The organism is Roseicyclus sp., assembly GCF_052168335.1.
Classification (GTDB): domain Bacteria; phylum Pseudomonadota; class Alphaproteobacteria; order Rhodobacterales; family Rhodobacteraceae; genus Roseibacterium.
The window spans coordinates 1-11,686 of the sequence record NZ_JBQLZP010000404.1 but is presented as its reverse complement, the minus strand read 5'-3'; the positions used below and the strand labels follow the sequence as shown (position 1 = coordinate 11,686).

Here is an 11,686-nt window from a genome sequence, read left to right as displayed (position 1 = left end):
GCGCGGAGCGGCGCAAGGTCCGCGCCATGGCCGTTCACGACGTAGAGCCGGCGGAAACCGTGGGTCGCGAGCGACGCGACGATGTCCCCCACAAGGGCCAGGAATGTCGCCTCGGAGACCGAGACGGTTCCCGGAAACGCAAGGTTGAAGGGCGCGGGCGTGTAGGCGACGGGTGGCAGGACGATGGCGCCGGTCGCGTCGCCGAGGCCGTCCGCCACCGCCGTGGCGCAAAGCGCGTCCGTCCCGATCAGGCCGATCGGCCCATGCTGCTCGGTCGAGCCCACGGGCAGGACGGCGGCGTCGTGGCGGGTAAGGTAGTCGCCCACCTCCTCCCACGTCATCATGTCCAGTCTCATGCCGCGGCCCCCTTGCCCTTCGCCCAGTCGGTCAGGACGCCCGCGTAGGTGCGCAGGTGCGGTCCCGCGACGGGATGCGCGCGGCCGGGGCCCGTCAGGTCCGGCAGCGGCAGGCGCAGGACGCGGCCGAGCATCGCCAGAACCTCGGCCACGGCGAAGAGCCCGCAATCGGGCAGCGCGGGCCCGTCGCCGCCGAGGTAGGGGCCGGGCCCCGCCAGGGCCGACAGGGTGTCGAGGTGGCGGAGGAGGGCGTCGCGGCGGTCGCCCGGCACCGGCGCGCCCCCGACGAAGGCGAAGAGCGCCCGCGCCGCCGGCTCCAGCCGCGTGTCGACGAAACGGGACAGGGCGCGGGCCCGTGCACGCGCGCGGGGCGTGCCGGGCAGGAGCGGGGCGCCCGCGCCGATCTCGTCGAGGTATTCGAGGATCGCGTCGGACTCGGCAAGCACGAAGCCCTCCTGCACCAGCGCCGGCACCGTGCCCTGCGGCACGATCTCCCGGTATTCGGCGCTGCCGTATCCGCCCGGTGGGGGCAGCTCGGTCCAGTCGAGCCCCTTCAGCGCGAGGCCGACCCGGACCTTGCAGCAATAGACGCTGACCGGCGTGGCGTAGAGCGTGAGATCAGTCGCGGCCATGCATCCCCGATCCCATCCGCCGTTCCATCACCCGCACGCCCCAGGACACGAGCAGGATCAGCACGAGGTATTCCAGCACGAGGAAGGTGTAGATCTCGAGCGGCCGGAACTCGGTCAGCGTCAGCTCGTTGGCGCGGCGGGTGAGCTCCTGGAAGCCGATCACCGAGACCAGCGAGGACATCTTGAGCACGTAGACATACTGGTTGCCGAGCGCCGGAAGCACCGCGCGGATCACCTGCGGCAGGATCACGAGGCGCATGGTCTGGAGCGACGACAGGCCGAGGCTGCGCGCGGCGTCGCCCTGGCCCTTCTTGATGGATTGCAGGCCCGAGCGGAAGATCTCGGACGTGAAGGCGCTGTCCGACACGGCAAGGCAGATCAGCCCCGTCAGGAAGACGCCGAACTGCACGCCCGTGAGGATCGGAAGTCCGTAGTAGACCCAGAGGATCATCACGAGCAGCGGGATCGAGCGGAACCCCTCCACATAGATGCGGCTGATGACGAAGAGCCAGCGGCGCCCGGAAATCCCCATCAGCGCGACGAGGAGGCCGACGGTCATCGAGATCAGCGTCGCGAGCGTCGAGATCGACACCGTGGCCCAGAAGCCCTGGATCAGGAAGGCGAGGTTCGACTGGCCCCGCTCCTCCCAGGGCGAGAGGATGTACCAGGCGAAGCTGTAGCCCTGGCCCGTGCCCGCGTTGGAACAGCCGGACAGCACGAATGCCAGGGCGATGAGCCCCGGCACCCGTGACGCCCTCGAAATGCGTCGGATCACGCCCGGCTCAGCTCTGGCCCAGCCATCTGGCGTCGAGCCCGGCGAAGAACCCCTCGGTCCGCTTCAGCGTGACCCAGGTGTTGACGAAGTTCAGCCAGATCTGGTCGTCCTGCGCCACGACATAGGCGAAGGGCCTGCGGTTGCGCATCTCCGAGCCCGGCACGAGGATGCGCAGCTCGGGGAAGCGCTGCACCAGCGTGCCGCCCTCGACGTTGGAGGTGATCGTCACGTCGGCGCGGCCGGCCAGCACTTCCTGGAAGCCGGTGGCGGGCGTCTGCACGGCCTGGATCGTGGCGTTGGGGAAGTGGCGGCGCGCCTGCTCCTCGAAGACGGTGCCCATCGACACGGCGACGCGGACGCCCTCGGCGTTGATCGCCTCCCAGCTGCCGAAGCGCTCGGCGTTGGCGGCGTTCGCAAGCGGCACGGTCCCGGCTTCGGTGTAGGGGACGCTGAACGCGGCGACCCGCGCCCGCGCCACGTTGACCGACGCGCCCGAGAAGATGTCGTAGCGGTCCGCCGCGATGCCCGCCGTGATCGTCGCCCACTCGGCAACGACCCACTCGATCTGCACCTCGAGGTCGGCGGCGAGCTGCGTCATCGCCTCGATGTCGTAGCCGGCATAGCTGTTGGTGGCGGTGTCGCGGAAGGACATCGGGTTGAAGTCGCCCGTGGTCCCGACGCGGAGCACGCCGCTTTCCAGCACGCGCGCGAGGCGCGAGGGCGCGGGCGTCTGCGCATTGGCCGGGCTTGCGCCGGCCAGGAGGGCGGTGCCGGTGCCGAGAGCGGCGGCGACAAAGAGATCCCGTCTGAGCATGTGTTTCAGTCTCCCCGTGGTTCTGGTTGGGTCATGCCACCCGGGCCCGCAGGTTGCGGGTCAGGGGGCCGTGGTCGAACATGGCGTCGAGATCGAAGCCGCGTTGCAGGAATCCGTGTTTCTGCAGGTGGTCGTACTTCTTGCGCACCAGCGCCATCCGGGCCGGGGACAGCGAGACGTCCACCTGCTCGACGAGCCGCGCGGAATAGCCCTGGTCGAGCAGCGCCTCGGGCAGGCCGGTGTCGTTGGCGAACATGCGGCGGGTCTCGCTGAGGTGGCCGCGCACCCAGTCCTGCGCACCCAGCAGGCGGGCCATCCAGCGGTCAACGAGATCGGGACGCGCCTCGAGCAGCGCCGCCGAGACGGTCAGGACGATGGGATGGCCGAAGCCCGCCTCGCTGTCGTCCTCGTAGCCGCGGAGCCGCAGGACCGGCACGGCGCCGGTCGTGGCGGTCAGGATCGCCGAGAGCGCGGCGTCGGAATAGATCGCGTCGACCTGCCCGCGATAGAGCGCGGCCACCTCCTCGCGCTGGACGGCGAACTGGCTGCGGCTGCCCCAGAGAGACGCGCGCGCCTCGGGCCCCGCGGTGGCGTCGTCGTAATAGGCGCGGTCGATCTCGATGGGGACGATGGTGACGTCCCCCGGCGCGAAGCCCGCGATGGCCGTCAGGTGCTCGATCCCCGCCAGCACCGTGGCGCGCCACCAGTCGGTCCGGTCGCGCTTGCGGATCGGCAGGGCGATGCGCGCGCCCCTCAGCGCCTCCGCGCCCTCGCCCCGCCGCGCGGCCAGCGGATGTTCGGGCAGGGTGTAGAACCCCGCCACCCGGTCATGCCAGTTCAGCCCGATGATGCGCAGGTCGACGCCGCGGGACATGGCCTGGAGGGGCGGGACGTAGCCGCCGAACCGGAAGAGCGCCGGGTGGTCGTGGCTGTAATGCGCGAGCCGGGTGGCCTCGTCCGGCGCCTCCGAGATCGAGCGGACGGGAATGCCGTCGGGGGCGAACTCCTCCTCGAGCCAGCCCTGACGGATCGCGACCGAGGCGGCGGTGGGCGCCGGGCAGCGGGTATACCAGAGGGTCGTCATGGGCGCGCCTGTCCTTGTGCCGTCGCCCGCAGCGTTGCGCAGGGCGGGGCGGCGGTGCAAGCGGCGGCTGGTAATGGCAACGATCAGCCTGGCTTATCGCAGGCCTCGGCCTCGGCCAGCACCCAGTCGTGGAAGGCGCGGGCCGCGGGGCGTTCCAGCGCGGCCTCGGGACAGACCAGCCAGAAGGCGTAGTCCGACGGTACCGGCGGCAGCGCGAAGGGCCGCACCAGCCGCCCGTCGGCCAGCGCGTCCATCACCAGCGCATCGCGCCCGAGCGCGACGCCGAGGCCCTCGATGGCCGCCTGAACCACCATGTTCGACTGCCCGAAGCGCCGGATGCGCGCAGGCCGGGGCAGCGTCACGCCCGATTGCGCGGCCCAGAACTCCCAGTTGGGCAGGCGCCCTCCGACCGGCTTCAGCTCGTCCACCAGGAGCGCATGGCGCGCGAGGTCGGCCGGCACCCGCAGGGGCGCCTCGCCCGCCAGCAGCGACGGCGCGCAGACCGGCGTGAGGCTCTCGCCCAGGAGCTTGCGCACGAAGAGCCCCGGATACCGCCCCATGCCGTAGCGGATCGCCACGTCCGCCTCGCCGCCTGCGAAGCTGATCGGGCGCGGGTCGGTCGAGATCGAGACGGTGATGTCGGGATGCGCCTGGTCGAAGCGGATCAGGCGCGGAAACAGCCAGTTGATGGCGAAGCCCGGCAGGCATGTCACGGCGAGCGTCGTGCCGCTGCGTCCCCGGCTGCGCAGGTCCTGGCAGGCCTCGCCGATGCGGCCGAGGCCTTCGGCGACGGCGTCGGCCAGCCGCTGCCCCTCGTCGGTGGGATGCGAAGCGCGCGCGCCCCGCACCAGAAGCCGCTGGCCGGTCCAGTCCTCCAGCATCCGCACGTGCTGCGACACCGCGCTCTGCGACATGCCCAGTTCGTCCGCGGCGCGGCTGAAGCCGTTCAGCCGCACGACCGCCTCGAAGGCACGGAGCGCCGCGTAGGGCAGGGACGTCACCATGGGCGGTATAAGCCTGACTTAAGGAGCGGATTAGACATGGCATATTGCGCCAGAAGCGGCAACGCCGTGGAGTTGCCGACAGCGGGCCCTCCCGGAAATGGCGCAGGAATGAGCAGCAACCGCACGAAAAGGATGCAGGACGCGGTCGCCAACATGGCCTTCGGCTGCGCCGGCGCGCGGCCCGGTGCGCGCCTCCTCGTGCTGCACGAGCCTGCCGCCGAGGATCACTACGAGCCCGGTCTCTGCGAGGAGGTCCAGGCTGCCGCCGGGGCGCTGGGCCTGGTGGTGGAGCGCCGCGAGATCGCCTTCTCGCCCGAACCGGCCGACCCGCCGCCGCCCGTGCTCGAGGCGATGGAGGCGGCCCATCACATCCTCTACCTCGCGCGGCTCGGCGACCAGATGCGCTTTCGCCCGCTGCCCCATGCGGGCAAGTCCATCGTCAGCTACGCCGTGACGCGGGCGGCGATGGCCGGGCCCTTCGGCACCGTCCCGCACGCCGCGATGCTGGCGCTGAAGGAGGCGGTGAACGCCGCGATGCGCGCGGCCCGCGAGATCCGCGTGACCTGCCCGCTCGGCAGCGATTTCGCCGGGCGCATCGCCCCCGAAGCCGGGCCGCTGCCCGATGTGGGCATCCTGCGCTTTCCCATGGCGGTCTTCGCGCCCGTGCCGATGGAGGGTTTCGCGGGCCGGGTCGCGCTGGCGCGCTTTCTGGTGGGGACGGGGTCGCGCTACTACGAGCCCTTCGTGCATCCGATCGACGGCACCGTGACGGTGCGCTTCGAGGGCACCCGCGTCACGGGCTACGACGGTCCGTCGGAGACCGTGGCGGGCATCCGCGCCCATCTCGCCGCGCTGGCCGCGCGCTACGGCCTCGACGCGGACTTCGTGCATTCCTGGCACGCCGGCATCCACCCCGGCTGCGCCTACGAGGGCGCGATGGCGGACAATCCCGGCCGCTGGACCGGCAGCGCCTTCGGCAACCCGCGCCTGCTGCACGTCCACACCTGCGGCGCCTACGCCCCGGGCGAGGTCTGCTGGAACCTCCTCGACCCGACCATAACGTTGGACGGGGTGGCGGTTTGGCAGCAGGGTGGATTGCACCCCGACCGCATCCCGGGCGGTGCGGAGATCCTGGACACCTGGCCCGACCTGCGCGCCCTGTTCGCCGCCCCCGCCCGTGCCGTCGGCATCGACTGAGGAGTAGACCCATGTTTCTGCACAATGCCTGGTACGTCGCCGCCTGGGACCACGAGGTCGGCCGCAGCCTGACCCCGGTGCGCATGCTGGATCAGGCGCTCGTGCTCTACCGCACGCAGGCCGGCGCCGTCGCCGCGCTCGAGGATGCCTGCCCGCACCGCAAGCTGCCGCTGTCCATGGGGCGGCTGAAGGGTGACGAGGTCGAATGCGGCTACCACGGCCTGACCTTCGACACGGGCGGCACCTGCACCCGCGTGCCGGGGGCCGAGCGCATTCCGCACCGGGCCTGCGTGCGCTCCTACCCGGTCGAGGAGCGCTACGGGCTGATCTGGGTCTGGATGGGCGACCCGGCGCTCGCCGATCCCGCCCGCATCTTCGAGGTGCCGAACTGGGGCGATCCGGCCTGGGGCGTGAACCGCGGCGACGCCATGACGCTCGAGTGCAACTACCTCTACATGACCGACAACCTTCTCGACCCGAGCCATGTCGCCTGGGTCCACCAGTCGAGCTTCGCCGGCGCCGGGACCGACGAGGTGCCCCTCAACACCGATGTCCACGACAAGGGCGTGACCGTCTGGCGCTGGATGGTGGACACGCCGCCCGCGCCCTTCTACGCCCAGTTCCTGAAGTTCGCGGGCAACTGCGACCGCAAGCAGCACTACGAGGTCCACTGGCCCTGCCACGCCATCATCAAGGCGATCTTCGTGCCTGCCGGGACCGGGGGCGAGGGACGGCCGCTCCATCCCGACGGCTTCGTGATGGACAGCTACAACTTCATGACCCCCGTGAGCGCCACCGAGACCCGCTACTACTGGTTCCAGATGCGCAACTTCGCCCCCGACGACGAAGAGGTGAGCGCGCGCTTCGCCTCCTCGGTCCGCGGCGCCTTCGAGGAGGACCGCGTGATCCTGAACGCGGTCCAGAAGGGCATGGACGCCATGCAGACGCCCAATCTCGACCTCGCCATCGACCTTGGGCCCCTGCGCTTCCGCAGCCGCCTGCAGAGGATGATCGACGCCGAACAGGGCGCGGCGGTGGAAAAGGCGGGCTGAGCCACCTCGGGCTTCCCGACGGGGAAGGGGATCGTCCGCCCGATCGCTCGGGTTGGGGGGCCGGGGCCGCTCGGGCGCGGCCTCTCCGGTGTATGGGCCTCGGGTCAGACAGCGCTCGGCACCCGGCCCGCGCCCCGCTTCGCAGCCTGAGGGAAGGGGCGGGGCCTCCGTTCAGCCGCAGCCTGCGCTCCCGGATGAGGCGAACGGCACGAAGGTCAGGGGATCGGCCTCCGCACCTGCGCGGTCTGGCGTTCCTCGCAGACGGTCGCCCGAGGTCAGCGCCCGAGACGCTCCGCCAGGCGCAGCGCCAGCGCCACGGCGGTCAGCGTGGGGTTGGCCCAGCCGCCGGTCGGAAAGACCGAGGAGCCGGCGACGAAGAGGTTCTCCATCCCGTGCACCCGGCACTCGCGGTCGACGACGCCCTCGGCCGGGCGCTCCGACATGCGCGTGGTGCCCATGTGGTGCTTGCCGCCCGTGGCCGAGGCGGGCCACCGGCCGTCCCTGCCGGGCGCCTCGCCCACGAGTTCCCCGACGCCGCGCGCGCGGATCGCCTCCGCCAGCGCCTCCCACAGCCGGGCCGCGCCGCGCCCGTCCGCCTCGGCGATGCGCCAGTCCACCCGCGCGCGCCGCCGTCCCAGCCGGTCGCGCGTCTCGCCCAGCGTCACGCGGCTGTCGCCCCTCGGCGTGGCCTCGATCTGCATCCGGAGCGCGATGCGCGTCTCGGGCCTGAGCCCATGCGCCGCGTGCCGGAGCAGGAGCCGCGCCGCCGAGGGGGCGTGCCGCAGGAGGGCGCCGCCCTTGCCGGGGGTGGAGCGGTCGGCGATGCGCTCGCCGCGGAGGATCTCGGCGAAATGGGTGAGCGCGCCGCCCCCGGGGCCGTCGTAATCGGGGTGAAGCTGGTAGGCGGCGCGATGCATGAAGAACGCGGCCGCCCCGTTCAGCCCCTCCGCCTGCCGGATCGCGTCGGTCAGCGCATAGGCCGCGATCGCCCCCCGCCCCGTCGCGAGATCGGCGAAGCGCGCGACGATGTGCGGCCCCTGCGCCTGCGCGGCGGAGGCGGGCTCGAGATGGCCCGCATAGCAGTAGACGTGGTCCATGAAGACCCGGCCGACCTGGTCGCGGGAGTTTCCGAGACCGCCCCGGACCCGGTCGTCGGAGAGAAGGAGGAGGCGCGCGTTCTCCACCCCGCCCGCCGCGAGGACATGGGCCCGCGCACGGATGCGCACGCGGCGTCCGCCGGGAAGGGCGACGCGCAGGCCCTCGGCGCGGCGGCCCGCGGCATCCGTCTCGATCCCGGTGACATCGGCCCGGAGCGCAACATGGACATCGGGCGCGGTCCGGAACGTCTCGAGCAGGTGCCGCCCGAGGTCGCGTCTCGCCGCGATCGGCAGGATGACGGACCGAAGCGCGGGGCCGAGATCGGGCGCGCGGCCGATGCGCCCGGCCCAGGCCTCGGACTCCCGGTCCGGGAGCGGCACGGCGAGGAGCGCCTCGGCTTCGGCGAACCAGGGTTCGAGTTCCTGGAGCGAGACCGGCCAGGGCGGGTGCATCCCCGCGCCGTCCACGTCCATCGGACCGAGGCGCGGACAGATGCCGGCCCAGTGCGCGCCGGTCCCGCCGAAGGCGCGGAACCGCGAGAAGGCGAAGGAATGGTTCGGCGCACCCGCGGGTTCGGTCCAGAGGTCGTCCTGCCCGCGCAGCGTCGGCCGCCTGTCGCCGCCGTCGAGGACGAGGACGCGGAGGCCCCGGCCGAGGAACCTCTGCGCCATCGACAGCCCGACGATGCCGGCGCCCACGATGCAGAGGTCGGCCTCCAGCGTCTCGCCGTCCGACCATGGGGGCGGGGCGGAGATCATGGGCGGCCCCTCCTGTCCGCCGCGTCCCGCCGATTCATGCCGCCCACCCGAGCGCCCACCCGAGCGCCCGCCCGAGCGCCCCGTGCGCGAGGATCGCCGCGAGACCGCCGAGCGCCAGCGCGGCCAGGGTCTCGACCGCCCGGCCGACCCTCGGTCCCGGCGCGGAGAGGTGGATGAGCAGCCCCGCCGCCCCGCCGGTCGCCGCCGTCACGATGGCCGCGCCGGTGACGCCGTGGACCGGGATGACGATGACATGCGCCGCGACCGCGACCGCGAGCCCGCCCGCCGAGACCGCGGCGGGCGGGAGCATCCGCCCCGCCGCCGCCCAGCGACCCGACCCGATCGCGCCGAGCCAGGAGCCCGCGCCGCCGAGGGCGAGCCACGCGAAGAGGGGCGCCGCCCCCGCGAAGCCGTCCCCGAAGAGGAGGGGCGCGAGCGGCGGCGCCACCCCCGCCAGCGCCACGAAGAGGATCAGCCCGACCGCCGCGACCCGGTCCACCCTGCGGTCGATGTCCCCGTGCCCTGCGCCGCCCGGCGTCCGCGCCAGCGCCACCGTCGCCAGCGGCGCGACCACGCCCGCCACGAGCGGCGGGATCACCGCCACCTGCTGCGCCGCCGCGTACCAGCCGAGCGCGCCCGCCGCCGTGCCGAAAGCGCCCAGAAGCAGGATGTCGACGCGGTGGAAGAGCTGGAGGCTCACCGCCTGCAACAGCGTCGGGCCCGCGATGCGGCGCAAGCGGATGCCGCGCGCCGCGCCGGGCAGCGGGATCGGCAGGCGGAGCCCGTAGAAGGCAAGCTCGACGCAGCGCGCCGCCGCGATCGCCAGGAGTGCCGCGACCGGCCCGCCGCCCGCGAGGATGACGAGGCCCACCGCCCCCAGCCGCGCGGCATGGAACAGCCCCGCCCCGAAGCCCGGCGCGCCGTAGTCTCCGGTCGCCGTCAGCACGCTTCGACAGAGCCGGGACAGCGACAGCAGCAGCACCTCCGACCCGGCAACGGCGAAGGCGGCGACGAGGATCGGTTGCCCGATGACGCCCGCCAGCGGCACCCCCGCTCCGGCGAAGGCGATCCAGGCGACGAGGCCCCACAGGAGACAGGACCGCAAGAGCGCGCCCGCCACCGCGCGCGGGTCGTCGGCGGCGGCCACGAGGACCAGCGCCGCCCGGCTGAAGAGCGAGGCGAGCGACCATCCGACCGCCGCCGCCGCCGCCGCCGCAAGGCCGAACGTCCCGAAGTCCTCGGGCCCGAGGTGCCGGGCCAGAAGCACGGCCGCAAGGAGCGCGAGGACGAGGCCCATGCCCTCGCCCGCGAAGCCCGCCAGCGCGCCCCGCGCCATGCCGCCCCTCTGCCGCGGCAGCGGCTCCTCAGCGTGCAAGGTGGATCTCATCGGGCCTCAGGTTGCGCCATCTGCGGTATTCCATCAGCGCGAGCGCGTTGCGCCGCCCGCCGTCGCCGAAGGCGTAGCCGAGCCCCTCGCCGATGCCGCTCGCCACGAGTAGCAGGAACGCCAGCGGCAGCGACGCGACGAGCGGACCCCGCGCCTCGCCCGCGCCGAGCGCGTCGTGCGTGACGGCGAGCAAGCGCTTCACCGGGATCGCGGGGGAGAGGAGCGCGAAGCCGAGCCGCCGCGCCCGGCTCCAGCCCTCTGCCCGGCTGGCGGCGAACATGCGCCCGGCGAGGAACTGGAGCCGCACGGGTCGCCCGAGCAGCGAATAGTTCAGATGCGCGACGGTGATCTCGGGATCGAGGAGCAGCGTATGCCCCCGCGCGCGCAGGTCCGCGTGCAGGACCCATTCCGCCTCGAGCATGGTCGCGAGGGCGGGGCCGTGCGCGAGCAGGAGGGCGCGCCTGTACGCGGAATTGTGGCCGGGAAGATGGCGGGCCGCGCCGCCGCGCCGGACCGACAGCCAGGGGCCGTACTCGACGAGCAGGTTGGCCCAGCTGATCCGCGTTCCGGGATTGGCGTTGCGCATCACCGGACCGACCGCGGCGTGCCCCGCGTCGAGGCCGCGCACGAGGCGCTCGGCCCAGTCGTCGGTTTCGGGAAAGCAGTGGTCCTCGGCCAGCGCCACGTAGGGCGCCCCGGCGGCACGGATCGCCTCGGCCCGCGCGGTGGCCGAGGTGACGGTGTCGGCCGCGATCACGCGGAGCGCGTGGAAGGCGGCGGTATGGCGGGGGGCGATGGCGACGGCGTCGGGATCGGCGGCGCCCACGATGACCTCGATCCGGGGCGCGAGGCGCTGCGCGGCGAGCCGGTCGAGGATGCGCTCGAGGCCGCGCCCGCCCTCGTCGGTCACGAGGATGACCGAGAGCGCGGGCGCCCGCGCCGGCATGGCGGTCTCCGTCACGGGTAGCCGTCCCTGGCGGCGCCGGCCACCGGGACCGCGCGTGTGCGCTCCTCCCGGCGCTCCACGGCGTAGCCCTGGACCATCGCCACCTGCGACAGGGCGATCAGCGCGGAGCGGGCGGCGCGCGCGGCGGGGCCGCCGGGCTTGCCGCGCCGGAACGGCTCTCCCAGAAGCATCGCGTAGAACGACATCGGCTCGAGCTTCAGCCGCGGATCGCCGCCGAGCTTCACGTGGAGGCGCCGCGCGCCGCGCCCGTAGCTCGCGTGCTGCCGCCAGAAGGAGGCCAGCGTCAGCGCGTGATGATGGCGGACGACGGCGTCCCCGCAGAAGACCAGCGGCCGCCCGGACGCCGTCCAGCGCAGCCCGAGGTCGCGATCCTCGGAGGCGAAGACGAACCGCGGATCGAACTTGCCGAGTTCCAGAAACACTCTGCGGGAGAAGGCCATATTGTTCGTCGTGAAGAAACGCAGGCGCGCGTCCCGCTCGGCATACCAGCGATAGAGGAAGTCGATGATTCCCTGGCTCGCCTCGGAGCAGAGGTTGTCGGGGAGGCCGTTGGCGATACGGC

General features: G+C 73.1%; 12 protein-coding genes. 2 read left to right on the top strand and 10 right to left on the bottom strand.

The genetic code is table 11. From position 1 onward, the window contains the following. The 6 genes from ACTS11_RS12425 to ACTS11_RS12400 form a co-directional block, all read right to left on the bottom strand. The coding region (locus tag ACTS11_RS12425) for a creatininase family protein (RefSeq protein ID WP_442640630.1) at positions 1–356 on the bottom strand (356 nt) is incomplete at its 3' end. Further along, positions 353–988, bottom strand: coding sequence for a glutathione S-transferase family protein (locus tag ACTS11_RS12420; RefSeq protein ID WP_442640629.1), 636 nt, complete (start codon positions 986–988; stop codon positions 353–355). The genes ACTS11_RS12425 and ACTS11_RS12420, both read right to left, overlap by 4 nt. Then, on the bottom strand, positions 975–1,763 hold the full coding sequence (locus ACTS11_RS12415; protein ID WP_442640628.1) for an amino acid ABC transporter permease: 789 nt from the start codon (positions 1,761–1,763) through the stop codon (positions 975–977). The genes ACTS11_RS12420 and ACTS11_RS12415 overlap by 14 nt, the downstream gene beginning before the upstream one ends. A gap of 7 nt (positions 1,764–1,770) precedes the next feature. After that, the gene (locus ACTS11_RS12410) at positions 1,771–2,577 is read right to left on the bottom strand and encodes a transporter substrate-binding domain-containing protein (protein ID WP_442640627.1); all 807 of its coding nucleotides are present in this window, start codon (positions 2,575–2,577) and stop codon (positions 1,771–1,773) included. A gap of 31 nt (positions 2,578–2,608) precedes the next feature. Further along, a complete protein-coding gene (locus ACTS11_RS12405) occupies positions 2,609–3,661 on the bottom strand; it encodes an ABC transporter substrate-binding protein (RefSeq protein ID WP_442640626.1) in 1,053 nt (350 codons plus the stop codon). An 83-nt stretch (positions 3,662–3,744) separates the two neighbouring features. Continuing rightward, the gene (locus ACTS11_RS12400; protein ID WP_442640625.1) at positions 3,745–4,665 is read right to left on the bottom strand and encodes a LysR substrate-binding domain-containing protein; all 921 of its coding nucleotides are present in this window, start codon (positions 4,663–4,665) and stop codon (positions 3,745–3,747) included. 108 nt (positions 4,666–4,773) lie between these two features. Between ACTS11_RS12400 and ACTS11_RS12395 the strand changes: the two genes are divergently transcribed. Continuing rightward, the gene (locus ACTS11_RS12395) at positions 4,774–5,862 is read left to right on the top strand and encodes a hypothetical protein (RefSeq protein WP_442640624.1); all 1,089 of its coding nucleotides are present in this window, start codon (positions 4,774–4,776) and stop codon (positions 5,860–5,862) included. A gap of 11 nt (positions 5,863–5,873) precedes the next feature. Beyond that, positions 5,874–6,914: an aromatic ring-hydroxylating dioxygenase subunit alpha gene (locus tag ACTS11_RS12390; RefSeq protein ID WP_442640623.1), complete on the top strand. Its 1,041-nt coding sequence runs from the start codon at positions 5,874–5,876 to the stop codon at positions 6,912–6,914. A 275-nt stretch (positions 6,915–7,189) separates the two neighbouring features. Here the strand turns inward: ACTS11_RS12390 and ACTS11_RS12385 are convergent, their stop codons facing one another. The 4 genes from ACTS11_RS12385 to ACTS11_RS12370 form a co-directional block, all read right to left on the bottom strand. Beyond that, complete coding sequence (locus ACTS11_RS12385) at positions 7,190–8,770, bottom strand: FAD-dependent oxidoreductase (RefSeq protein WP_442640622.1); 1,581 nt, start codon at positions 8,768–8,770, stop codon at positions 7,190–7,192. Positions 8,771–8,804: 34 nt separating this feature from the next. Next, positions 8,805–10,145 carry a lipopolysaccharide biosynthesis protein gene (locus ACTS11_RS12380; RefSeq protein ID WP_442640621.1) on the bottom strand — a complete coding sequence of 447 codons (1,341 nt, stop codon included), beginning with the start codon at positions 10,143–10,145 and terminating at the stop codon, positions 8,805–8,807. Beyond that, positions 10,135–11,118, bottom strand: a complete 984-nt coding sequence (locus ACTS11_RS12375; RefSeq protein ID WP_442640620.1) for a glycosyltransferase — start codon at positions 11,116–11,118, stop codon at positions 10,135–10,137. Before ACTS11_RS12375 ends, ACTS11_RS12380 begins: the two co-directional genes overlap by 11 nt. Then, a partial coding sequence (locus tag ACTS11_RS12370; protein ID WP_442640619.1) for a glycosyltransferase family 2 protein occupies positions 11,115–11,686 on the bottom strand: 572 nt, incomplete at its 5' end. The genes ACTS11_RS12375 and ACTS11_RS12370, both read right to left, overlap by 4 nt.